Consider the following 22,683-nt stretch of genomic DNA (forward strand, 5'->3'; position numbering starts at 1 on the left):
GAAAATGAAGAAACGCTGAAGCGCGTGCGGGCGCTGTCAACCGGACGGATTTCCTGCTACCGTTTTTTTCTTAAGTTGTTCTTCATTCACTGTTGATACAGTTACCAATGTGAAAATCTTACTAATCGAAGACGACCTGGATCTCGGCAATGGCGTACGTATCGCCCTCTCAGATCAAGGATTTGATGTCATATGGGTTCGCCGTAAAGAGGATGCGCTGCATCAGCTTGAGGTCGGCGTGCCGGAACTTATTCTGCTCGACCTGGGGCTGCCCGACGGCGACGGCATGAGCCTGATGACGCGTTTGCGCCAGCAGCTTAAGGGGATCCCCGTCATTATCCTGACGGCGCGAGGCACCCTGCAGGATCGCCTGTGCGGGCTGGATGCTGGCGCAGACGACTATCTTGTCAAACCCTTCGTTCTCGCCGAACTGCTGGCGCGAGTCAGAGCCCTTGCGCGACGCAGCTACGGTTTTGAAAATGAAGCGATAGAAATCAGGAGCTTATCGCTTCATATCCCGACGCGTCGCGTAACGGTGAATGCGCGTCACGTTGAATTAACGGCCAGCGAATATGCGCTGCTTGAAACGTTGATGCTGCGCGCTGACCGGGTGATCACGCGGCGGTTCCTGGAAGAGAGGATATTTGGCGCGAAGGAAAATCTCAGCAATGCGCTCGACGTGCATATGGGGAATTTGCGGCGAAAAATTGGTGACGGCTATGTACGAACGGTGCGGGGCGTCGGGTATGTCATTGATACCGTCGCTATCCAGAAGGTGACAGATTAATGCTAAATGTCTGGCACCAACTGAGGCGCCCAACGCTGGTACGGCGAATTATCATCGCCCAGATGCTGCTGCTTACCCTGCTGTGGTGTCTTTTTTTAACCTTTATTTTATTGGAAGACCTGCGTAGCCCTCCGATACTCACGGGAAGTAAGACTTACGAAACCATTTTTACTCTGGTTGATCTCAGTGACGAGCGCCCGCAGGATCGTAATGATGTCCTGGAAGCATTCAGCAAAGCGTTGCGGGAAGGCTATGGCGGCGGTGAAGATCCGGAGCTGTCGATTAACCTGATCGTTCGCAAAAACAACGCGGTTATTTTTTCTTCTGATGGTGCACCTACGGGGGTAAAAAACACCAGACTGGGCGAAATGCAGCGCGTTCAGAGTGAAGGTCACGCCTGGACGAGCCGCACGCTTAAATCCCCCCACTCCGACGTGGAGGTTACCCTTTTCACCCCTGCCGGAAGCTGGAACTTCTTTATCTACCTGAACTCGCGGGGCTACTACATTATGCCGCTACTGGTGTGCATTCCTTTTCTTCTTTTTCCTGCGTGGCTGTCAATCCGCATTGCGATGCGCCCCTGGAGCAAGGTGGTTAATGAGATCTCATTACGTTCGCCTGACGATCTCTCCCCTTTAAAGGCCGTTCCCGGGCATAAGGAACTCCGCCAGATGGTGGACGCGATAAATGATTTTCTTGCCAGAGTGCGGGAAAGCGCGGAACGCGAACGGGTATTCATTGCGGACGCCGCGCACGAGCTGCGTACGCCGCTGGCCGCGATGCGCATCAACGTGGAGGCGCTGCAGTCCTGGGTGAGCAGCGAGAGCCAGCGGCAGCTGCTTGCAGGAATTGTGCGCAGCAATAGCCGGGCGGCCCGTCTTGTCAACCAGCTGCTGCTGATGATGCACAGTGAAGCGCGCATTGACACCGCGATGGAGCCCGTGCCGCTAACCTCGCTCATACAAGAGCGGATGGCTGCGCTGGAGCCGCTAGCGTCCGGGCGCAAGATTGAGCTGGAATTCTTCGCTGAGGATGAAATCTGGATCGCTGGCGTCAGGGAGCGTTTGATGTCGCTTATAGACAATCTCATTGAAAACGCCGTGAAGTACAGTCCTGAGGGCGGGCGGATTCAGGTAGAGGTACGCTCAGCAGATAAATCAGCCCAGCTACGCGTCTCCGATCGGGGGCCGGGTATCCCGGTTGAATTGCGCGAGCGCGTATTCGACCGGTTTTTCCGCGATCCCAATCAGCTGCAAAGCGGGAGCGGACTGGGGCTTGCCATTGTCAAAGCCGTTGCACAGCAGCACGGCAGCAGCGTAAACCTGAGTACTTCCGCAGAAGGTGGCCTGCTGGTGACGGTTGACTTCCCGAACCGCACGTATAGCTAAACCGGAACAGGGTGTTTGATCGCAAATGCCGCAGATTGCTTCAAAAAAATTACCGTATTTGTTATATTGTTGTTTATTGCTTATTCACCTCTGCGGTGCCAAAAAGAACAAGATTCACCGCAACCCAGGAAAGAGAAATGTTAGATTACCGCTTCCCGACAGCTTTGCAGATGGTTCTCAGCGTAGCGATGGCGGAGCAACTAGGTGAACGTTCGACGAGTGCGATTCTGGCCTACGGCCTGGAAGCCAACCCGAGCTTTATCCGCAAATTGATGGTTCCACTCACGCGTGACGGCATTATCGTCTCAACGCTTGGCCGCAACGGCTCAATTCATCTTGGACGTCCGCCGGAAGAGATTACCCTGCGCGATATCTACCTTTCAGTCACCGAAGACAAAAAACTCTGGGCGTCGCGCCCGGACGTGCCGGCCCGCTGCGTGGTCAGCGCGAACGCCTGCTGGTACTTCAAATCTATTTCCGAAGAAGCAGAGCAGGCCTCGCTCGCGGTATTAGCGCGCCACACCGTGGCAAGCGCGCTGGACGAGGTCAAAAAAGCCGATACCAGCGGGTGCGATCCTTTACCTGAACTGATTGCCCAGTACAAAAAAGCCCAGTAATTTACGCAAAAAAAACCGCCCTCATAGTGAGTGCGGTTTTTTGTTATCTGCGATATCCCTACGCAGGCAGAACCTCTCTTTCCTCTTTGCCGCGCGTCACGAACTTACGCAGCGTCACGTAAAAGACCGGCGTCAGGAACAGACCAAACAGCGTCACGCCCAGCATCCCGGAGAAAACCGTAATCCCGGTGACGCCGCGCACTTCTGCGCCCGCGCCGTGACCGAGGATCAGCGGAATGGTCCCGGCGATAAAGGCGATGGATGTCATCACAATCGGACGTAAACGCAGGCGGCACGCTTCCAGCGCTGCTTCCATGATGCCTTTCCCCTGAATTTCCAGCTCGCGGGCAAACTCCACGATAAGAATCGCGTTTTTACAGGCCAGCCCCATCAGCACCACCAGCCCCACCTGCACGAAGACGTTGTTATCGCCCCCGGTCAGCCAGACGCCAAACAGCGCGGAAAGCATGGTCATCGGAACGATGAGGATCACCGCCAGCGGCAGCGTCCAGCTTTCATACAGCGCCGCCAGCACCAGGAACGCCAGCAGTACCGCGACCGGGAAGACGATCAGCGCCGTATTGCCCTGCGTGGCCTGCTGGAAGCTTAGATCCGTCCATTCAATGTTCATTCCGTTCGGCAGGATCTGCTTAGACATCGCGTCCAGCTGCGTCATCGCCTGCGCGGACGAGAGCACGCGCGGGTCGGCATCGCCAATCAGATCCGCCGCCGGGTAGCCATTGTAGCGGATAACCGGATCCGGTCCGTAGGTGGTCGTGATTTTCACCATACTGCCAATCGGCACCATTTCGCCCTGGCTATTCCGTGTGCGTAAATTCGCAATATCTTCCACGCTGTCGCGGAACTGCCCGTCTGCCTGCGCCATCACGCGCCAGGTGCGCCCGAACTGGTTGAAGTCGTTCACGTACGACGAGCCCAGATAGGTTTGCAGCGTACCGAATAGATCGGTCAGCGACACGCCCTGCGCTTTCGCCTTATCGCGGTCAACCTGCACGTCCAGCTGCGGAACGTTAGCCTGATAGGTTGAGATCGGGAAGTGCATTCCCGGCGTCTGCATAATCGCACCGGACATGGTGTTCACCGCGTTTTGCAGCGCGCCATAGCCCAGACCCGCGCGATCCTGAATATACAGCGAGTAGCCAGACCCCTGACCCAGCCCCAGAATCGGCGGCGGCAGAATGGAGAAACCAAAGCCCTGCTGGATTTGCGCGATTTTCGCGTTGATCTCCGCGTTAATTTCCGCCGCAGAGTGCTTGCGCTGGTCAAACGGCTTCAGGCCAAAAAACACCGTCCCGGTATTCGGCGTGTTGGTAAACTGCAGCGCGTTCAGCCCCGGGAAAGCCACCGCGTAGTCCACGCCTTCGGTATTCATGCCGATTTCGCTCATTTTGCGGATCACCGCGTCGGTGCGCGCCAGCGACGAACCTTCCGGCATCTTCACGCCGCCAATCAGGTAGAGCTTATCCTGTGTCGGAATAAACCCGCCGGGTACCGCTTTAAACATGACGCCCGCGGCACACAGCAGCAGCAGATACACCACAAACACCGCGCCGCGTCGGCCAAGCGTTTTGCCCACCAGCCCCTGATAGCCGTTAGAGCTACGATGGAAAAAGCGGTTAAACGGACGGAAAATCCAGCCGAACAGGCGATCGATAAGCCGGGTCGGGAAGTCTTTCGGCGCGCCGTGCGGTTTTAACAGTAGCGCGGCCAGCGCCGGAGAGAGCGTTAGTGAGTTGATGGCGGAGATCACCGTGGAAATCGCTATCGTCACCGCAAACTGCTTGTAGAACTGACCGGTTACGCCGGAGAGGAACGCCATCGGCACGAACACCGCGCACAGCACCAGCGCAATTGCAATAATGGGCCCGGAAACTTCACGCATCGCCTGATGCGCCGCCGCAAGCGGCGCAAGCCCCTCTTCAATGTTTCGCTCGACGTTTTCCACCACCACGATGGCATCGTCCACCACGATACCAATCGCCAGCACCAGCCCGAATAAACTCAGGGTGTTAAGCGAAAAGCCCAGCAGATAGAGAATGCTGAACGTCCCCACCACCGACACCGGCACCGCGATCAGCGGAATGATCGACGCGCGCCAGGTTTGCAGGAACAGGATCACCACCAGTACAACCAGCACCACCGCTTCCAGCAGGGTTTGCACCACCGCACGGATGGAGTCGCGCACGAAAACCGTCGGATCGTAAGGTGCCGCCCACTTCATATCTTCCGGGAAACGGGTGGAAAGCTCGTCCATTTTGGCGCGCACCGCGTTAGACAAATCAATGGCGTTCGCCCCCGGTGACTGGAAGATACCAATCCCGACCGCGTCTTTATTGTTAAGCTGGGAACGCAGCGCATAGCTGCCGGAACCCATTTCGATACGCGCCACGTCGCGCAGGCGGACGACCGAACCGTCCTCCGACGTTTTCAGGACAATGTTGCCAAACTCTTCTTCGGTATGCAGACGACCCTGGGCGTTAATGGAGATCAGGAAATCGCTCTCTTTCGGCAGCGGCTCGGCGCCAAGCTGGCCCGCGGAGACCTGCACGTTCTGCTCCTGCATTGCCGTGACCACGTCCGAGGCGGTCAGCCCGCGGGCCGCGACCTTGTTCGGATCCAGCCAGATGCGCATCGCGTATTCACCGGAGCCGAAAATCTGAATCTGGCCGACGCCGGGCAGACGCGCCAGCTCGTCCTTCACCTTCAGCGTGGCGTAGTTGCGCATATACAGTGAATCGTACTTACCGTTGGGCGAGAACAGATGCACCACCAGCGTCAGCGTTGGCGACTGCTTCTGCGTCGTGATGCCCAGGCGCCGCACGTCTTCCGGCAGACGCGCCTCGGCCTGCGCTACGCGGTTTTGCACCTGCACCTGCGCCTGATCCGGATCGGTACCCGGACGGAACGTGACGGTAGTAACCAGCACGCCGTCCGAGCCGGCAACGGATTTCATGTACATCATGTTCTCGACGCCGTTGATCGCCTCTTCCAGCGGCGTCGCCACGGTCTCGGCAATCACTTTCGGGTTGGCGCCCGGATACTCCGCGCGCACCTGTACGCTTGGCGGTACGACGTCAGGATATTCACTCACCGGCAGAAGCGGGATGGCGATTAATCCTGTGATAAAAATCAGAATCGACAGTACGGCAGCGAAAATCGGCCTGTCGATGAAAAAGCGGGAAAAGTCCATGGGAAGGATTCTCAGGTCAAGTGATCAGTTGAGGGCGGTGCTGGTGGTCATGGCGACGGTTTTCGCGTTCACCGGCATACCCGGCATGAACACTTTCTGTAGACCGTCAACGATGACCTTATCGCCAGGTTTCAGCCCCTGCTGCACGATGCGTAAACCGTCGGCCAGACGCCCCGGCGTAATATCGCGACGCTGCGCTTTACCCTCTTTATCCACGATATAGACATACTTGCGATCCTGGTCAGTCAGTACCGCTTTGTCGTCAATAAGCATGGCCTGGAATTCCGCGCTGCCCGGCAGGCGCACGCGGGCAAAGAGTCCCGGCGTGAACTGACGCTGCGCGTTATCCAGCAGCGCGCGCATGCGGATCGTACCGGTACTCGGCGTGAGCTGATTATCAAGGAAATCCACTTTACCCTGATGGGGGTAACCCTCCTCGCCGGCAAGGCCGATCTCAACCGGTAGCGCCGTATGGTGGCTGGACGCCCCCTGCCCGTTGCGGGCGAGATTTTGATAGTGAAGATAGGTTGACTCATCCACGTCAAAGTAGACGTAAACCGTCTTCTGCGAGACCAGGGTGGTGAGCACGCTGGCGCTGTCGCCCGCGGAGACCAGATTGCCGCTGGTGATTAACGCCCGGCTGGCGCGGCCATCAATAGGAGCCGTCACTTTGGTGAAGTCGAGATTCAGCTGCGCGGCGTCTACCGCAGCCTGGGCCGCGCGAATATCGGCCTGTGCCTGAATGGCGGCCGAACGACGCTGCTCCCACTCTTCACGGGATACCAGGTTGGTATTGATGAGTTTATCGGTACGGTTAGCCTCGCTTCGCGCCAGGCTGGCCTGCGTTTTGGCTCTCTCCAGCGTCGCCTGCGCCTGCTCCAGCGCGGCGCGATAGGTTCGGTCATCAATCGTGAACAGCACCTCACCCTTTTTCACCTCCTGGCCGTCGGTGAAATTCACTTTGTCAATGTAGCCAGAGACACGGGGACGAAGCTGCACGCTTTCCACGGCTTCAATCCGGCCGTTAAAGCTATCCCACTGGCTAATGGATTTCACAACCACGTCTGCAGCATTAACGGCGGGCGCGGGCGGCGCGGCGTTTTGCGCGACGCTGTCATCACATCCGACGAGCAGCACGGAGAGCATCATCGCTCCCAGCGCATTCAGATGATAGTTTCCCCAGGTTTTTTGCAGGCTCATTATTTTTATTCCGGTAATTGTAGCCGCCGGGCAAGACGCAGCGGGAGGTGCCGCGCCACTTCCTTTGTCCGGGCTGGCTTAAGGCCATTTGTGTCGTTCATCGCCACAAAACTGTAACAGTTTCGAATACACTATCGCGGCGATTGTAGGAATGCGCCTAACTAAGTGCAAGAATAATTGTTGCACTTTATGTGCTATTTGAGGCGGCGATAAAAGACCCGTTTCGGGCAAGGATTTAAATGCAACAATAAAACTTGCAATTATCGCGAAACCAGGCCACCTTAAAATGCAACAGACAAAGATACCTTTCTATCGCTGCGTGGGGGAAACCTGATGAACACTGGCGCATTTATGCATGATTTACTCGACTGGATTGATAACAACCTCGACAGTCGCCTGGACATTGAGACCGTCTCCAGGCGCTCCGGCTACTCGAAATGGCACCTCCAGCGCCTGTTTAAAGAGCACACGGGCTATCCCCTCGCCGGCTATATTCGCGCGCAAAAGCTGCAAAAATCGGTTGAGCGCTTAGCCCACAGCGATGAGCCCATCCTGAACGTGGCAATCGCGCTCGGGTTTGACTCTCAGCAGTCGTTCAACCGCAGCTTTAAGCGCCAATTCGGTCAGGCACCTGGCGCATGGCGACGCAGTATCGGCGGCCGTGAAACGCAGCCGATGCACCAGTAGCTCACTTTTTACTGCAACATCATCCCGAAGCTGTTATACTGTATATAAATACAGTGTGAGAGGTGCGTGATGGCTGTTGAAATAAAATATGTTGTCGTAAGAAAAGGTGAAGAGAAAATGACATTTGCCAGTAAGAAAGAGGCTGACGCTCACGACAAGCTGCTCGATATGGCAGACGCGTTCACCGACTGGCTGTTGCAAAGCGGAATGCAGATGGATGAAACGCAGGCTGAAAATCTTGGTCTGTATCTCGCCGAGCAGAAAGAGACCGTGCAGCATATTCTGCGCACCAGCAAGCTCCCTGCTCTCGATGCCCCTGCGGCTGACAGTAAAAAAATCAGAGCGGTAAAAGCTGCCTGATTGCCACATCGTCACCGAGCCTGACGCCGCAAGCAGCATGCTGCTTGCGGCTTTTTATTAACGTCACGCGCCGGATTGCGGCAAGGCATCAATCATCTCTTGTAATTCATTGTACAGTCTTGCCACATGGAAACCATCGCACACGGAATGATGAACCTGAACGGCAAGGGGCAATAATACTTTGCCATCTTGTTCATAGTATTTTCCAAGCGTAAACATAGGGGCAAAAAAGTTCTTCATGTGCGCAACGTTGACGTTAAAGCTGGTAAAGCTCACCCAGGGAATACCCGATATGAAAAAGATATTTTCCCTGGATTCGTCCTTAGGCCAATAAGCAAGATTATTACCGTAGCGCGCAATGTCTTCAGTATAGGTGTTCTGGAAGTGCTGAATATTGCCATCATAATGGCTCCATAATGATGAAAAGGTCTCTGTTTCTTTATGGAAAATGGTATAATTTGGATGAACTTCGTTCCATATAATAAGCTCATTGTCTTTCATGGCCATACGGAACTCCGGATGACTGTTGACGATTTTCGAAATGAGAAAAATAATAGTCGGGTAAAATTTCCAGCCGACCGCTTTGATATGTTTTAACAGCGCAGTAATATCGATTAAAACCGTCTGGTTAAACGTCGACTGAGCGAACCCCTGAAAAATCTCAAAATGTTCCTTCCTTGCCCAACGAGATAAGTCAACGGACGTATATTCAGGGGTTATTTTTTCCATTTCTAAACCTTTAATGAGCAAGCATATCTCTGATGTTAGCCTAAATTTTTTCCATGCATTAAGCAAGCAGGCGCCTCTGGAGAAAACGGCGCGGAATAACCGCCATTACGCCCCCTGAAGACGTAACGTTTCCGCTTAAAACGCGCTGACCTGCCCGTACAAAGCACTCCTCACTCAATATTATCCCTCCCTCTTCGCGCAAAGGGTGTATTGTTTTTAAATGATTAATCCCCCTGAAGAGAAACGGCGTCATGATTAACATCCTCGGTAAAACCACCTCCATCAACGTTCGTAAAGTGCTCTGGACCTGTGAAGAAGCGGGCATCCCTTACCTGCAGGAAGACTACGGCAGCGGTTTTGCCTCAACAGAAACGGATGACTTCCGCGCGCTGAACCCCAACGCCATGGTGCCGGTGCTGATGGATGACGATTTCGTGCTGTGGGAGTCCAACGCCATCTGCCGCTATCTGGTGCGCAAGGCCGGACGTCACGATCTGCTGCCTGCAGAGCCGCAGGCCTGCGCCAACGTTGAGCGCTGGATGGACTGGCAGGCAACTGAATTCAATAACGCCTGGCGCTATGTCTTCCCGGCGCTGGGACGAAAAAAACCGGACTTTAACGACCCTGCGCGCATTGCGGCGGGAATAAAAGAGTGGAATCACTGCATCACCATTCTGGAAAACCAGCTGCAGCGCACCGGGGCCTTTGCGGCGGGCGAGACGTTTACCCTTGCGGACGTGGTGCTTGGGCTGTCGGTGAATCGCTGGAAGATGACGCCGTTTGACAAGCCCGACGTGCCGGCGATTGAGGCCTGGTATGAGCGCCTTAACCAGCGCCCGGCGTTTTTGCGTCACGGTAATAACGGCATGATATAAATTATTTACGCCCACACCTTGAGTAAGGATATTTTATTTAATTACTAAACCCTGATTGCCGTCAGAGGGAATAATAATTAAGCCATATCCTGGACAGCCCGTTGCACCGCTTTGCTAGCCTGACTATTCAGGCAAAGCTCACCCCGGAGGTATTCTTGCTGATTAAACTCAAGAAAGAACGAACGCATAAGGAGGATCGTCGGCTTGCCCTCTGGCTGGCGACCTCGGCAGGTTTGCTTAACGCCATCGCCCTTGGGGCATTTGGCTTTTTCCCCTCTCACATGACCGGCAATACCTCACAATTATCCAGCGAAGTCTCCTCCACCGATCTGAGCGATATGATTTTCTTTGGCTCGATTATTCTCTCTTTTGTCACCGGCGCCATCCTTGCTCGTCTTATTGTACTCTGGGGCATTATCCACAATATCAGGCTGGTTTTTTGCCAAATCCTTTTTGTCGAGGGGGTACTATTGACCGGCATCTCTCTCTACGAGATGTATTTCCACGCCCTCACGAGCAACCGCGAGATTATTATTTTTCTGTGCGGCCTGATGGGCATTCATAATTCAACCTCCACGCAGCTCTCCGGAGGGCGGGTGAGATCGACGCACATTACCGGCACGCTAACGGATGCAGGCATATCAATGGCCTCCGTGCTGGTGGCGATGCTTCGCAGGGATTACTCGAAGGATACCGCGGCACAAAAAAGTCAGCTGAAAACTCACTTAACCACTATTTTCTCGTTTATGAGCGGAGGGATTGCTGGGCTGCTGCTGTTCAGATGGGTTGGGTTTAACGCCATGCTGGCGCTTGGGCTGATGCTCGCGATTGTTGCTATTTTTTCTATCATTAGCATCTCGGTTCGCGTTCGCCGGGTTCGTGCCTCTATCTAAATAACGAACGACTCTCGGCGTAAGGGCGCCTTCTGATATGTGACACTGTCACTATTTAAAATTCGCTTTAGGACTATTCTGCCCGGCACGCAACCAGCCCTTACGCCATAAGGCTTTAATTAAGGTTGTCACTAATTTCATAGGGTTACTGATTTCCCCCCTTCGCTGGAACCCTTCCCAAACGCTTGCTATAGGTCAATTACCCCTGCCGAAACATGGCATAACAACAGGCAACCGGTGGTTGCTATAACGCATGCGCACAGGGAGACACACCGCAATGCACCCATTACTCAAACGCTCGCTGCTGTTTGTCGGCGCCATTCTCGTGGTCCTCGCCCTCCTCGTCTGGGGAATCGGGCTTGAGACAATCAAGGCGCGCCAGGTTGACCTGGTCTACCTCGGGCAACAGCACATGATTCTGGTTTTCTCGTCGATGTTTTTTGCCCTGCTGGTGGGCATTCCGGCCGGTATTCTGCTGAGCCGTCCGGCCGCGCGGGGCGTCGCCGAATACGTGATGCAAATCTTTAATGTCGGCAACACCCTGCCGCCGCTGGCCGTGCTGGCGCTGGCGATGGTGGTGATTGGTATCGGCGATACGCCCGCCATCATCGCCCTGTTCCTCGCCTCGCTGCTGCCGATTGTGCGCAATACCTACGCCGGGCTGTGCTCCGTCCCGTCGTCGCTGCTGGAAGCGGCAAACGGGATTGGGATGACCAAATGGCAGCGCCTGCGCCAGGTTGAGCTGCCCAACGCCTGGCCGGTTATGCTCTCGGGGATCCGCATCGCCACCGCCATTAACGTCGGTACCGCGCCGCTGGCGTTCCTGATTGGCGCCAGCAGCTACGGCGAGCTGATTTTCCCGGGCATTTACCTGAACGATTTCCCGACCCTGATCCTCGGCGCGGCGGCCACCGCCCTGTTCGCCCTGATCCTCGACACCCTGCTGGCGGTGCTGGGCCGCGTGATGAGTCCCCATCTCGCTCGATAACAATAACAAGGAGCTTTTATGAGACTGATATCCAGCCTGGCGGCGCTGTGTGCCGCGGCGCTGTTCACCGGCCAGGCGATGGCAGCCCCGCTGATTCTGGCGACCAAGAGCTTTACCGAGCAGCACATTCTCTCGGCGATGACCGTACAGTACCTGCAAAAGAAAGGTTTTCAGGTTCAGCCAAAAACCAATATCGCCACGGTGATCTCCCGCAACGCGATGATCAACAAGCAGATTGATATGACCTGGGAGTACACCGGCACGTCGCTGATCATCTTCAACCACATCAACAAGCGCATGTCGCCGCAGGAGTCCTGGGAGACGGTGAAGCGCCTGGATGCGAAGCACGGTCTGGTGTGGCTCAAACCCGCCGACATGAACAACACCTACGCTTTCGCCATGCAGCGCAAGCGCGCCGAGGCGGAGCATATCAACACCATGTCGGAGATGGTGGCGAAAATTGAACAGGTTCGCAAAACCAACCCGGACAAAAACTGGCTGCTGGGCTTAGACCTTGAATTTGCCGGGCGCAGCGACGGCATGAAGCCGCTGCAGGAGGCCTATAAGATGGATCTGGACCGTCCGCAAATCCGCCAGATGGACCCGGGTCTGGTCTATAACGCCGTGCGCGACGGCTTCGTCGACGCCGGGCTGGTTTATACCACCGACGGGCGCGTGAAGGGCTTTGATCTCAAAGTGCTGGAAGATGATAAAGGCTTCTTCCCGAGCTACGCGGTCACCCCGGTGGTGCGCAAGGACACCCTGGAGGCCAATCCCGGTCTGGAAGAGGCGCTTAATACCCTCTCGGCCCAGCTCAACAACGACGTTATCACCGAGCTGAACAAGAAGGTGGATATTGACCATCAGTCACCGCAGCAGGTCGCCCGCGATTTCCTGCGTAGCAAACAGCTGCTGTAGGAGGCGCTATGGATACCGTTCACTACATTCTGGACAACTGGGACTATCTGTTAACCCTGACGCTGCAGCATCTGTGGCTGGTGGCGCTGGCCGTGGGCTTAGCGATTATCATCGGCGTCCCGCTGGGCATTCTGATTGTCCGTCACAAGTGGCTGGCGACGCCGGTGCTGGGGATTGCCACCATCGTGTTGACCATCCCGTCCATTGCCCTGTTTGGCCTGATGATCCCGCTGTTTTCGCTGATCGGTCAGGGGATTGGCGCCCTGCCCGCAATCACGGCGGTGTTTCTCTACTCGCTGCTGCCGATCGTGCGTAACACCCACACGGCGCTCGACAGCCTGCCGCCGGGCCTGCGCGAAGCCGGACGCGGCATCGGCATGACGTTCTGGCAGCGTCTGCGCTGGGTGGAAATTCCGATGGCGCTGCCGGTGATTTTCGGCGGGATCCGCACCGCCGTGGTGATGAACATCGGCGTGATGGCGATTGCCGCCGTGATTGGCGCGGGCGGACTTGGCCTGCTGCTGCTTAACGGCATCGGCGGAAGCGATATTCGTATGTTGATTGCGGGCGCGCTGATGATCTGTCTTTTAGCGATTGTGCTCGACTGGCTGCTGCACCGTCTGCAGGTGGTTCTGACTCCAAAGGGGATTCGATAATGATAAAACTGGAAAACCTCACCAAACAATTTTCACAGAAGCACGGCCAGACCTTTAAGGCCGTCGATAACGTCAATCTGAACGTGCCCGAAGGGGAAATGTGCGTCCTGCTCGGCCCGTCTGGCTGCGGAAAGACCACCACCCTGAAGATGATTAACCGCCTCATCACCCCAAGCAGCGGAAACATCCTGATAAACGGCGAGGACACTAACGGGATGGACACCGTCACCCTGCGCCGCAACATCGGCTATGTGATCCAGCAGATTGGCCTGTTTCCGAACATGACCATTGAAGAGAACATCACCGTCGTGCCGCGCATGCTGGGCTGGGATAAAGCGCGCTGCAAAGCCCGCGCCGAAGAGCTGATGGATATGGTGGCAATGGATCCGCACAAGTTCCTCCACCGTTATCCGCGCGAGATGTCCGGCGGCCAGCAGCAGCGTATTGGCGTTATTCGCGCCCTGGCGGCGGATCCTCCGGTACTGCTGATGGATGAACCCTTCGGTGCGGTGGACCCGATCAACCGTGAGGTGATCCAGAACCAGTTCCTGGAGATGCAGCGCAAGCTGAAAAAAACCGTCATGCTGGTGAGCCACGATATCGACGAAGCCCTTAAGCTCGGGGACCGCATCGCGGTCTTCCGTCAGGGGAAAATCGTCCAGTGCGCCAGCCCGGACGAGCTGCTGGCGAAACCGGCGAACGAATTTGTCGGCTCGTTTGTTGGTCAGGACCGCACGCTGAAGCGCCTGCTGCTGGTCTCCGCCGGCGACGTCACCGACCAGCAGCCTACTATTACGGTGCGAGGCTCTACCCCGCTTACTGACGCGTTTGCCACCATGGACGATAATGATATTCGCGCGATTACCGTGGTTGACGAGCACGGCAAGCCACTGGGCTTTGTGAAGCGTCGCGAAGCGCGTAACGCCAACGGGACCTGCGCCGACATCCTGCATCCGTTCCGCATGACCGGCAAAGCCGAAGACAACCTGCGCGTGGTGCTGTCACGCCTGTATGAGAGCAACACCAGCTGGATGCCGATCGTGGATGAGGACGGGCGCTACAACGGCGAGATTTCGCAGGATTATATTGCCGAATACCTGAGCTCAGGGCGTACGCGCCGGGCGCTGAATATTCATAGTGAGAGCTGAGAATTATATTTACTTAGTTTTTGGATACAGCGTAGAAAAGCCCCTTCACGGGGCTTGTGTTTGGCTTATGTTGGGTTTACCAGCGAATTTCAGAAGTGAGAATAAATGCTACTGCTTTCACCATTTCGTCAAGATCGTAATTAATCTGCATTGTGATTGGCGTATGAAAATCTTCAACGGTGTATTTTTCAACCCACCCGAAAGAACGATTCATTATCATTCTTGGGGTAACCAAGCCTTCGGGCTCACCAAATGACTGATGAATCCATGCGCGAGACATGTTCTGCTGCAACGGTGTAGGGAGTTCATTCGGGAAGACCCATCCCTTTACGTCATCACGCTGAATAGACAACGTAATTTCTTTCAGTATTCTCCCTTCTCGAATAAAGGCTAAAAAAACGCCTTCGTTCACCATTGGTAAAAGTAACACAGGATCGCCTGCAGCCCCTTTAGGATCACTTTTGTAGGTGATTAACCCATTATCAACTAACTCTTTATAGCTTTTGCCCAGATTATGGATAAGTGCTACTACATTTACTGTCATTTGTATAATCCTTGCTGGCCGTTCAGCGCGTGCATTTTGGTTCTGGCAGTTTCTATTTGTTCTTCAGTGGCACCCTGCTTTTTTAACGATGGCTTAATGGTATCCAGATTACGATCAGCTGCTGCCCGTAAGTTCTGTGAGTCTAGATCAATCTGTGTCAGGGTATTACGTCCGCCATAAGTTTCACTGATTTTCTGATGCACATCTTTAGGGACAACGATAGCCGCCACCTGCAATGAAAATTCCTGAATTTCCGTTTCTTTTAAATATGGATACTCCCTACGGAGATAGGCCTTAACAGCCGCAGCCGACGGCATGTGATCCGCCTCGTAAACCCCCTGCCGAGAACGGCGTTTGAAGTCACTGTATAGCTCAACCTCCAGAAACTCCACCGGTGGTTTGCTCAGGTAGATATAAATCGGCGGCAGGTCAGGGAACGGCAGGATCAGAATGTAATCCGCGAAATGCTTTTCCTCCGGTGCCGGGCTGGTGGTCGCCGTTATGCCGGTGTTATCCGGCAGCGGGTCAACTATCACCGGTTTCGGCAACACCGGACGCGCCTGGTTGCCGGTATTCCACGGCTTTTCCTCGACCGTTCGGTCAGGCGTCCAGATAATGGTGATGTGCGGATCTTCTTCCGTGGTGAAGGTGTACGCCTGCGCGCTGGTGTCGTACTCCATTTTTCTGACACGCACACTGTCCCGGCCAGGTGGTGTGTGCCAGCCATGCGGAACCGGGTTCCCTCTGCTGTCCTTCTCCCACGTATAGCGCACCCGGCTCGGGGCTTCATGCATCTGCTCCAGGCGCATACGGTCGATAAAATCCTGTTCGCCGTCGTTCAGCCTGCCGGGCATCATCCCCACCAGCAGTCCGGCCACGGGTGCACCGGGTCCGGCAACAGCACCACGCACCGCCCAAGTGCCGTAAGTCAGTGCCCTGCCGCTTATCAGCTCCAGCAGGCTTGCGCCTGCCGTGGCCGTCTGCGCCCGTGCAGCAGCAGACGCGGCAGCCACCGCAGCCTGATAATCCATCTCCTCATGGTTACCGTTCCACCAACGATACAAGGCGCTGCGCTTCTTCGGTTTGGGGATATCTTCTGGCTTTTTCTTTCTGGCGGTCTGTGCGTGCTGCGGGGTGTCTGAATCGGTCACGGGGTCGCTGGCGGGCATGGCCTGAAAAAATGCCATATCAGCAAAATTGGTGTGAGGTTCACGCTGGTCGCCTGCATCATTGCAGCCCTCGCCACGGAGGCAGGATTTTGCAAATACCCGGTTTCGCTCCCTTTCCTCCTCCCTGTGTTTCTCTTCCCTCTCCTGCTCTGCCCTGCGTTCGGCCAGCATCACAGCGTGCCTTTCCCTGACGATTTGTTCTGGTGATGGACCACTACCCAGCCAGTCGCCAATGGGAGCGATGATAAAATTTGTTCCCGGCGGGCATCCACACCTGACGTTAGAGCGATCGACAGCAGCGGCAACACCATGGAAGCTTACGCGGGGTTCACCATCAAGAATGGTACCGGGCTTTCCGCAGTTTTTACACGGCGTGGTTTTATCACCAACCCTGACGACCCCTCGCCCGTGTTCGGTGCAGTTCGGCAGGGATCCAATACAGGTTGCCCCGGTAGAGGTTTTATCTCCTGTCAGCGCCTGCCCCCGGCCATAATTATCGGTACGGTAACCCATGCATTACGCTCCGGTAATTAGTGAGTTCGTTACTCATAAAGAATTTCCTTTTCCTTCCTGTAAATAAAAAAGCAATTTTACTATGAAGACGAGTTCACCAGATTTATTCAGCACTTTTGGTTAATATTTAATAATCAAATAAATGACAAAGAAAAATAAATAATATATATAGAACACCCTATAAAAGCTCATTTGCATACTGATTGAGTTCCAACCACAATAGGACATCGTCCCCGTTTACTCGCGACCCATGCAACGTCTTCATACGTACCCCGACATCCGCGCGATGTTTCGCCGACTGCTGATTGCCACCGTCACCGGCGTGCTGGCCGCGCTGGCCGTTGCGGTGTTCCGCCACAGCATGTACCTGCTGGAGTGGCTGCTTCTGAGCAACGATAGCGGCAGCCTGGTGAATGCCGCCGCGTCGCTCTCGCCCTGGCGGCGCGCGCTGACGCCCGCGCTGGGCGGGCTGGCTGCCGGGCTGTTGCTATGGGGATGGCAACGGTTGACCGCCCAGCGGCCTCATGCCCCTACCGATTATATGGAAGCGCTGGAGACCGGCGACGGTCAGTTTGATTACGGCGCCAGCCTGGTGAAGTCCCTTGCCTCACTGCTGGTCGTGGCCAGCGGAAGCGCCATCGGGCGCGAAGGGGCGATGATCCTGCTTGCCGCCCTCGCCGCCTCCTTTTTTGCCCGGCGCTTTACGCCCAAATCGGAATGGAAGCTTTGGATCGCCTGTGGCGCCGCCGCCGGGATGGCCAGCGCCTACCATGCTCCGTTAGCGGGAAGCCTGTTCATTGCAGAGATTCTGTTTGGCACGCTGATGCTGGCCTCGCTCGGCCCCGTGGTGATTGCGGCGGTGGTGGCGCTTCTTACGACGCAACTCATGGCACCGAGTGCCGGTACGCTCTACGAGGTCCATCTGAGCGGCATTCTCACCGCGGCCGATTATGCCCTGCTGGTCGCGATGGGGCTGCTGGCAGGTCTCTGCGGACCGCTGCTGATGTGGCTAATGGCGTTCAGCCACGGGCTTTTCCTGCGCCTCAGGCTTTCGCCGCCGTTGCAGCTGGCGCTCGGCGGCTTGATTGTCGGGCTGCTGTCTCTTTTGACGCCGAAGGTTTGGGGGAACGGCTACAGCGTGGTTCAGGCTTTTCTGCTCGCCCCACCGCTGCTGTCGGTGATTGCCGGCGTGTTCATCTGTAAATTGCTGGCGGTGCTGGCAAGCAGCGGTTCGGGTGCGCCGGGCGGGGTATTTACGCCTACGCTGTTTGTCGGTATGGCTACGGGGATGCTGTTCGCGCAGCTTTTCGCGCTGTGGCTGCCGGGTTCTGAGACGGCCATGTTGCTGGGGCTGGCCGGGATGGCAACGCTGCTCGCTGCGACCACGCATGCACCCATTATGTCGGCGCTGATGGTCTGCGAAATGACCGGGCAGTATTTTTTACTGCCCGGTTTACTGGTCGCCTGCGTGATAGCGTCCGTACTGTCGCGGACGTTACGCCACGACTCGATCTACGGTCAACACGCCACCGAGGGCAGTGAGATCGATGTACTGCGCTAGCTCGCGCTGCTCGGCGCGAGGCAGATAAGGCAGCTCGCCCACCAGCGGGCCAGGCAGTTTGGTGCTCAGTACGTCGATGATCTCCGCGTAGTGCGCAAGGCCTGGATTAATACGGTTTGCCACCCAGCCAGCCAGCGGCAGGCCGTCATTGGCAATCGCCTGCGCCGTCAGCAGCGCGTGGTTGATACACCCTTCCTGGATCCCCACTACCATCACTACCGGCAGTTGCTCCTGCACGACCCATTCAGACAGCGGGCGCAAATCATTCATCAGGCTGCGCCAGCCGCCCGTTCCTTCGACGACTACGTGATCGACCTGCTCACTCAGGTTCGCCAGCCCGTCGGATAACAGGGAATAATTGATCGGGCCGCTGTGCGCCACGCTGCTTTCATCTTCGCTTAACGCAATAGGATTGACCGCGTGGTAAGGCAGTTCCAGCGACGAGACGCTTTGCAGCACCAGGGCGTCTTTATTTCGCAATCCCTCTGGCGTCTCTTTACTCCCTTTTGCGACCGGTTTGTACCCAGCGACGCGTTTACCGCTTGCTGTCAGAGCCTGCAGCAATGCGCGGGATACAACGGTCTTGCCGACAGAGGTATCTGTACCAGTAACAAAGAAACGCTTAAGCATGACTCACTCCACCTCTTGGGTATGCTTCGAAAATATCAACCAGGTAAATAATTCAGTGGAGGAAGTCTACGGGATGCGTGCGCTACCCGGCTTGAGATAGCGCAATTTTTCTTACATCTGCGGAAAAGAGTTAACCCTGTAACAGGCGGATAAGAAGCGAGCCGTTGTACATGGCATCTTTGACCAGCGCCGCGCCGGCCATTGTGCCCTGGTTGGAAAACTGGGTACTTTCTACCGCAATATTTCTGCTGTAGGCGGGAAGCGACTGCTGCTGAATACAGGCCGTAATCGCCGGAAAAAGGATCTCCGCCGCCTGGCTGAGCGGTGAGCCGATCAGGATTTTTTGCGGATTGAAGAGGTTCACCATAATCGCCAGAATGCGGCCAACGTTATTACCCACCCCGGTAATAATGTCCTTCGCCAGCAGATCCCCCTGACGCGCGGCGGCGCAGAGGGAATCCACCGTTAAGGGTTGGCCGTGAAGCGAGGAGCTCATGGACTGACTGAGCCTCACCTGCGCCAGTTCGAGCACGCTTTCCACGCTGGCGATCGTTTCCAGACAGCCATGGTTCCCGCAGTAGCAGCGTTTACCGTACGGGTCGACCTGGGTATGACCAATTTCCACCAGGCTGCTGCTCCCGGCGTGGAGAAGCCGTCCGTCGGTGATCACCCCCGCCCCGACGTTATGATCGATAACCACCTGAATCACATCCCGCGCGCCGCGCGACGCGCCAAACAGCGCTTCCGCCATCGTCCAGGCGCTAATGTCGTGCTGAATATAGACCGGCACGCCGGTATGGTTTTCCAGCACTTCGCCCAGCGGCATCTCTTTAACATCGTCGTAAAACGGCATGCGGTGAACAATACCATTTTCGGTATCAATAATGCCGGGCATGGTGATGGCAATCGCCGTTAAGCGTTCAAGCCGCTGCTGATGGCGAATAAAGAAGCGATCGATATGGGAGACAATCGCATCGAGAAGCGGTTCCTCGGCGTTGAGCGGCAGCTCAAGCCGGTCTTCCACCACCAGCTTGCTGCTGAGATCGCGCAGTGCAAGGAAGATCTCTCCGCGGCTGATGCGCAGCGAGAGGTAGTGCCAGGCTTCCGTCTCGACCACCAGGCCGACCGCCGGACGACCACGGCTGCCCGGCTCCTGAATTTCCGTCTCCTGGACCAGGTGCGCTTCCAGCATTTCGCGGACAATTTTGGTGATACTGGCAGGTGCCAGCTGTGCCAGGCGCGACAGATCGATACGCGAAACCGGACCAAGCTGATCAATCAGGCGATACACCGCGCCAGCGTTGGTCTGCTTAATCTGATCAATATGCCCTGGCTGACTATCAGCAACCACCTCGTACTCCCTTATTTTCGAGCTTCGAAATAAACTGTTGGCTATGGTGAAGCACTTCCATGGGTGTCGTCAAATATTTACTTAGCCTTGTGATTTACCGCACATTTTTACCCGTTTTCCAGGGAAATATCAGACCGCGGAAGCCTGGATTAACCGCTGTTTGAAGCGCTGGGCAGCATGACTCTGTTCGCGATGTTTTGACCACACCAGCCACATCTCCGAAACGGCATCCTCCTCGGCGATAGCAACCCAGCGCATCTCGCGTAGCTGTACCCGCTTAAAGGAGGCCGGGAGTATCGACACGCCCAGCCCGGCGGCGACCAGGCCGATAATGGTCATCGCCTCTCCCACTTCCTGGGTAATGACCGGCGCCAGATCGTAGCGGCGCATCAGCCCCAGAATATCGTCATACAGGCCCGTCCCGACCTGCGGGTCAAAAAAGACAAACGGCTCTTTTGCCAGCTCCGCCAGCGAAACCGCCGGACGCGACGCCAGCGGGTGATCGTTCGGGATCATGGCCATCAGCGGTTCGCGCAGGATAACCTCCCATGCCAGCGTGTCCGGCAGCTGGGTATTACGCATCAGCCCCAGATCGAGCGCACCTTCGTTAAGCGGCGCAATCTGCTCGCGGGTATTAATTTCGCGCGTCTGAATATGCACGTCCGGAAAATGACGGCGGAATGACGAAAGCGTCTGCGAGACGGCGCTGATAAACGGCGCGGACGAGGTAAACCCGATCCGCAGCTCCCCGGCTTCCCCAAGATAGAGCCGTTCCGCCCGGGCAGCGGCGTCGTCGACCATGCTCAGAATTTGTCGGCTGTCGATAAGAAACTGCTTACCCGCTGCCGTCAGGCTCACGCTGCGGTTGGTGCGGGCCAGAAGACGCGCCCCGACCTGCTGTTCGAGGATTTGAATCTGCTGGCTTAAGGGCGGCTGAGAAATGTTCAGTCGTGCCGCCGCGCGGCCGAAATGCAGTTCCTCAGCGACGGCGACAAAGTAGCGAAGATGACGCAGCTCGATATTCATACTTTTAAAGTATCATTTGAGATTATTAATATATTAGACAGAATATTTACATTTTTCTACCCTAAACGCGTGGTCATACCCGTCACCAGAAATCACGGGGATGTTTAAGCAAGGAAATTGTGTGAGTCGTACATCTACCATTGATATCGAGCCGGCCAGAGATATTAATGATTTGCCTGTAGCATCGCAGCCGGTTCAGTTCATCAAACGTGGTACCCCCCAGTTTATGCGCGTCACGCTGGCGCTCTTTTCCGCCGGTCTGGCAACGTTTGCCCTGCTCTATTGCGTTCAGCCGATCCTGCCCGTTCTCTCCCATGAGTTTGGCGTATCGCCTGCCAGCAGCAGCGTTTCGCTTTCCATTTCAACCGGGATGCTGGCAATTGGCCTGCTTTTTACCGGCCCGCTCTCCGACGCCGTTGGCCGTAAACAGGTGATGGTAACCGCCCTGATGCTGGCCTCGGTCTGTACGTTACTCTCGACGATGATGACCAGCTGGCACGGCATTTTGATGATGCGCGCGCTGATCGGGCTCTCGCTCAGCGGCGTGGCGGCAGTCGGAATGACCTATCTCAGCGAGGAGATCCACCCGAGCTTTGTTGCCTTTTCGATGGGGCTGTACATCAGCGGGAACTCGATTGGCGGCATGAGCGGGCGTCTGCTGAGCGGGGTATTCACGGACTTCTTTAGCTGGCGCATTGCGCTGGCGGTGATCGGGTGTTTTGCGCTGGCATCGGCCCTGATGTTCTGGAAAATCCTGCCGGAATCGCGCCATTTTCGCCCGACGTCTCTGCGCCCGAAAACGCTGTTTATCAACTTCCGCCTTCACTGGCGTGACAAAGGTTTACCGCGACTGTTTCTGATGGGATTCCTGCTGATGGGTTCCTTCGTGACGCTGTTTAACTATATTGGCTACCGGCTGATGCTCTCGCCGTGGCATCTGAATCAGGCCGTTGTGGGTTTGCTTTCCGTGGCCTATCTCACCGGTACGTGGAGTTCGCCGAAAGCCGGGGCGATGACGGCACGCTTTGGCCGCGGGCCGGTGATGCTGGTGTTTACCGCGGTGATGCTGCTCGGCCTGCTGCTGACGCTCTTCTCTTCCCTGTGGCTTATCTTTGCCGGGATGCTGCTCTTCTCCGCAGGCTTCTTCGCCGCTCACTCCGTCGCCAGCAGCTGGATTGGCCCGCGCGCGCGTCGCGCCAAAGGCCAGGCATCGTCGCTGTATCTGTTTAGCTATTATCTGGGCTCAAGCATCGCCGGGACGCTGGGCGGTGTGTTCTGGCATAACTACGGCTGGAACGGCGTGGGCGGGTTTATCGCGCTGATGCTCTGTGCCGCACTGCTGGTGGGTGCAAGCCTTCATAAACGCCTGAGATAATCATCCTGCGGGCTGATGCCCGATCCAGATAAACGGCACCAGCTTACTGGTGCCGTT

General features: G+C 56.1%; 21 protein-coding genes. 13 read left to right on the forward strand and 8 right to left on the reverse strand.

All coding sequences use genetic code 11. From position 1 onward, the window contains the following. Positions 1 to 109: 109 nt before the first annotated feature. The 3 genes from IM295_RS17855 (at position 110) to IM295_RS17865 (ending at position 2,792) form a co-directional block, all read left to right on the forward strand. Positions 110 to 787, forward strand: a complete 678-nt coding sequence (locus IM295_RS17855; RefSeq protein ID WP_028012995.1) for a response regulator — start codon at positions 110 to 112, stop codon at positions 785 to 787. Continuing rightward, positions 787 to 2,175 (forward strand): HAMP domain-containing sensor histidine kinase, encoded by a 1,389-nt coding sequence (locus tag IM295_RS17860; RefSeq protein WP_193067100.1) that lies wholly within the window; start codon positions 787 to 789, stop codon positions 2,173 to 2,175. Before IM295_RS17855 ends, IM295_RS17860 begins: the two co-directional genes overlap by 1 nt. Positions 2,176 to 2,312: 137 nt before the next feature. Next, positions 2,313 to 2,792 carry an Rrf2 family transcriptional regulator gene (locus IM295_RS17865; RefSeq protein ID WP_028012993.1) on the forward strand — a complete coding sequence of 160 codons (480 nt, stop codon included), beginning with the start codon at positions 2,313 to 2,315 and terminating at the stop codon, positions 2,790 to 2,792. Between the two features lie 58 nt (positions 2,793 to 2,850). Here IM295_RS17865 and oqxB read toward each other — a convergent pair whose 3' ends face one another. Together oqxB and IM295_RS17875 are read right to left on the reverse strand one after the other, a co-directional pair. Further along, a complete protein-coding gene (gene oqxB / locus IM295_RS17870; RefSeq protein ID WP_045261448.1) occupies positions 2,851 to 6,003 on the reverse strand; it encodes a multidrug efflux RND transporter permease subunit OqxB in 3,153 nt (1,050 codons plus the stop codon). Between the two features lie 24 nt (positions 6,004 to 6,027). Next, the gene (locus IM295_RS17875; RefSeq protein ID WP_193067101.1) at positions 6,028 to 7,203 is read right to left on the reverse strand and encodes an efflux RND transporter periplasmic adaptor subunit; all 1,176 of its coding nucleotides are present in this window, start codon (positions 7,201 to 7,203) and stop codon (positions 6,028 to 6,030) included. Positions 7,204 to 7,536: 333 nt separating this feature from the next. Here IM295_RS17875 and IM295_RS17880 point away from each other — a divergent pair, with 333 nt between their 5' ends. Both IM295_RS17880 and IM295_RS17885 read left to right on the forward strand, forming a co-directional pair. Then, the gene (locus IM295_RS17880) at positions 7,537 to 7,890 is read left to right on the forward strand and encodes a helix-turn-helix domain-containing protein (protein WP_028012990.1); all 354 of its coding nucleotides are present in this window, start codon (positions 7,537 to 7,539) and stop codon (positions 7,888 to 7,890) included. Positions 7,891 to 7,959: 69 nt separating this feature from the next. Further along, positions 7,960 to 8,250 (forward strand): YebG family protein, encoded by a 291-nt coding sequence (locus IM295_RS17885; RefSeq protein WP_028012989.1) that lies wholly within the window; start codon positions 7,960 to 7,962, stop codon positions 8,248 to 8,250. Positions 8,251 to 8,313: 63 nt separating this feature from the next. On the opposite strand, the gene catA is transcribed toward IM295_RS17885, so the two are convergent. Then, positions 8,314 to 8,979: a type A chloramphenicol O-acetyltransferase gene (gene catA, locus IM295_RS17890; protein WP_193067102.1), complete on the reverse strand. Its 666-nt coding sequence runs from the start codon at positions 8,977 to 8,979 to the stop codon at positions 8,314 to 8,316. A gap of 251 nt (positions 8,980 to 9,230) precedes the next feature. On the opposite strand from catA, the gene IM295_RS17895 reads away from it, so the two are divergent. From IM295_RS17895 to osmV, 6 genes are all read left to right on the forward strand, one after another. Then, the gene (locus IM295_RS17895) at positions 9,231 to 9,854 is read left to right on the forward strand and encodes a glutathione S-transferase family protein (RefSeq protein WP_193067103.1); all 624 of its coding nucleotides are present in this window, start codon (positions 9,231 to 9,233) and stop codon (positions 9,852 to 9,854) included. Positions 9,855 to 10,009: 155 nt separating this feature from the next. Continuing rightward, positions 10,010 to 10,747 carry a YoaK family protein gene (locus IM295_RS17900; protein ID WP_193067104.1) on the forward strand — a complete coding sequence of 246 codons (738 nt, stop codon included), beginning with the start codon at positions 10,010 to 10,012 and terminating at the stop codon, positions 10,745 to 10,747. Between the two features lie 277 nt (positions 10,748 to 11,024). Next, positions 11,025 to 11,735 (forward strand): osmoprotectant ABC transporter permease OsmY, encoded by a 711-nt coding sequence (gene osmY, locus IM295_RS17905; protein WP_193067105.1) that lies wholly within the window; start codon positions 11,025 to 11,027, stop codon positions 11,733 to 11,735. Positions 11,736 to 11,753: 18 nt separating this feature from the next. Continuing rightward, positions 11,754 to 12,653, forward strand: a complete 900-nt coding sequence (gene osmX, locus IM295_RS17910) for an osmoprotectant ABC transporter substrate-binding protein OsmX (RefSeq protein ID WP_041910236.1) — start codon at positions 11,754 to 11,756, stop codon at positions 12,651 to 12,653. Between the two features lie 8 nt (positions 12,654 to 12,661). Next, positions 12,662 to 13,309 (forward strand): osmoprotectant ABC transporter permease OsmW, encoded by a 648-nt coding sequence (gene osmW / locus IM295_RS17915; RefSeq protein ID WP_028012983.1) that lies wholly within the window; start codon positions 12,662 to 12,664, stop codon positions 13,307 to 13,309. Then, positions 13,309 to 14,457, forward strand: coding sequence for an osmoprotectant ABC transporter ATP-binding protein OsmV (osmV, locus tag IM295_RS17920; RefSeq protein WP_193067106.1), 1,149 nt, complete (start codon positions 13,309 to 13,311; stop codon positions 14,455 to 14,457). The genes osmW and osmV overlap by 1 nt, the downstream gene beginning before the upstream one ends. Positions 14,458 to 14,533: 76 nt before the next feature. Here osmV and IM295_RS17925 read toward each other — a convergent pair whose 3' ends face one another. Further along, positions 14,534 to 15,001, reverse strand: coding sequence for a DUF6392 family protein (locus IM295_RS17925; protein WP_136343204.1), 468 nt, complete (start codon positions 14,999 to 15,001; stop codon positions 14,534 to 14,536). After that, on the reverse strand, positions 14,998 to 16,683 hold the full coding sequence (locus tag IM295_RS17930) for an S-type pyocin domain-containing protein (RefSeq protein WP_193067107.1): 1,686 nt from the start codon (positions 16,681 to 16,683) through the stop codon (positions 14,998 to 15,000). Before IM295_RS17930 ends, IM295_RS17925 begins: the two co-directional genes overlap by 4 nt. Positions 16,684 to 16,933: 250 nt before the next feature. Between IM295_RS17930 and clcB the strand changes: the two genes are divergently transcribed. Beyond that, positions 16,934 to 18,244 carry a voltage-gated ClC-type chloride channel ClcB gene (gene clcB, locus IM295_RS17935; protein WP_193067108.1) on the forward strand — a complete coding sequence of 437 codons (1,311 nt, stop codon included), beginning with the start codon at positions 16,934 to 16,936 and terminating at the stop codon, positions 18,242 to 18,244. On the opposite strand, the gene bioD is transcribed toward clcB, so the two are convergent. The 3 genes from bioD to IM295_RS17950 form a co-directional block, all read right to left on the reverse strand. Continuing rightward, positions 18,179 to 18,874, reverse strand: coding sequence for a dethiobiotin synthase (gene bioD / locus IM295_RS17940; protein ID WP_193067109.1), 696 nt, complete (start codon positions 18,872 to 18,874; stop codon positions 18,179 to 18,181). The genes clcB and bioD overlap by 66 nt on opposite strands. Positions 18,875 to 19,004: 130 nt before the next feature. Continuing rightward, the gene (mlc, locus tag IM295_RS17945; RefSeq protein ID WP_041910244.1) at positions 19,005 to 20,225 is read right to left on the reverse strand and encodes a sugar metabolism global transcriptional regulator Mlc; all 1,221 of its coding nucleotides are present in this window, start codon (positions 20,223 to 20,225) and stop codon (positions 19,005 to 19,007) included. A 129-nt stretch (positions 20,226 to 20,354) separates the two neighbouring features. Further along, entirely contained in the window at positions 20,355 to 21,251 is an 897-nt protein-coding gene (locus IM295_RS17950; protein ID WP_028012978.1) for a LysR family transcriptional regulator, read from the reverse strand. Positions 21,252 to 21,372: 121 nt separating this feature from the next. Here IM295_RS17950 and IM295_RS17955 point away from each other — a divergent pair, with 121 nt between their 5' ends. Beyond that, positions 21,373 to 22,626 (forward strand): MFS transporter, encoded by a 1,254-nt coding sequence (locus IM295_RS17955; RefSeq protein WP_193067110.1) that lies wholly within the window; start codon positions 21,373 to 21,375, stop codon positions 22,624 to 22,626. The last annotated feature ends 57 nt before the right edge of the window (positions 22,627 to 22,683 follow it).

This window comes from Enterobacter cloacae complex sp. P14RS (assembly GCF_014895895.1).
In the GTDB taxonomy this organism is placed as follows: Bacteria; Pseudomonadota; Gammaproteobacteria; order Enterobacterales; family Enterobacteriaceae; genus Enterobacter; species Enterobacter bugandensis.

What these genes read in the sequence shown, in the direction of transcription:
- IM295_RS17860 (WP_193067100.1), top strand. Translation starts at nt 787, where the DNA reads ATGCTAAATGTCTGGCACCAACTGAGGCGCCCAACGCTGGTACGGCGA.
- IM295_RS17865 (WP_028012993.1), top strand. Translation starts at nt 2,313, where the DNA reads ATGTTAGATTACCGCTTCCCGACAGCTTTGCAGATGGTTCTCAGCGTA.
- oqxB (WP_045261448.1), bottom strand. Translation starts at nt 6,003, where the DNA reads ATGGACTTTTCCCGCTTTTTCATCGACAGGCCGATTTTCGCTGCCGTA.
- IM295_RS17875 (WP_193067101.1), bottom strand. Translation starts at nt 7,203, where the DNA reads ATGAGCCTGCAAAAAACCTGGGGAAACTATCATCTGAATGCGCTGGGA.
- IM295_RS17880 (WP_028012990.1), top strand. Translation starts at nt 7,537, where the DNA reads ATGAACACTGGCGCATTTATGCATGATTTACTCGACTGGATTGATAAC.
- IM295_RS17885 (WP_028012989.1), top strand. Translation starts at nt 7,960, where the DNA reads ATGGCTGTTGAAATAAAATATGTTGTCGTAAGAAAAGGTGAAGAGAAA.
- catA (WP_193067102.1), bottom strand. Translation starts at nt 8,979, where the DNA reads ATGGAAAAAATAACCCCTGAATATACGTCCGTTGACTTATCTCGTTGG.
- IM295_RS17895 (WP_193067103.1), top strand. Translation starts at nt 9,231, where the DNA reads ATGATTAACATCCTCGGTAAAACCACCTCCATCAACGTTCGTAAAGTG.
- osmY (WP_193067105.1), top strand. Translation starts at nt 11,025, where the DNA reads ATGCACCCATTACTCAAACGCTCGCTGCTGTTTGTCGGCGCCATTCTC.
- osmX (WP_041910236.1), top strand. Translation starts at nt 11,754, where the DNA reads ATGAGACTGATATCCAGCCTGGCGGCGCTGTGTGCCGCGGCGCTGTTC.
- osmW (WP_028012983.1), top strand. Translation starts at nt 12,662, where the DNA reads ATGGATACCGTTCACTACATTCTGGACAACTGGGACTATCTGTTAACC.
- osmV (WP_193067106.1), top strand. Translation starts at nt 13,309, where the DNA reads ATGATAAAACTGGAAAACCTCACCAAACAATTTTCACAGAAGCACGGC.
- IM295_RS17925 (WP_136343204.1), bottom strand. Translation starts at nt 15,001, where the DNA reads ATGACAGTAAATGTAGTAGCACTTATCCATAATCTGGGCAAAAGCTAT.
- IM295_RS17930 (WP_193067107.1), bottom strand. Translation starts at nt 16,683, where the DNA reads ATGGGTTACCGTACCGATAATTATGGCCGGGGGCAGGCGCTGACAGGA.
- clcB (WP_193067108.1), top strand. Translation starts at nt 16,934, where the DNA reads ATGCAACGTCTTCATACGTACCCCGACATCCGCGCGATGTTTCGCCGA.
- bioD (WP_193067109.1), bottom strand. Translation starts at nt 18,874, where the DNA reads ATGCTTAAGCGTTTCTTTGTTACTGGTACAGATACCTCTGTCGGCAAG.
- IM295_RS17950 (WP_028012978.1), bottom strand. Translation starts at nt 21,251, where the DNA reads ATGAATATCGAGCTGCGTCATCTTCGCTACTTTGTCGCCGTCGCTGAG.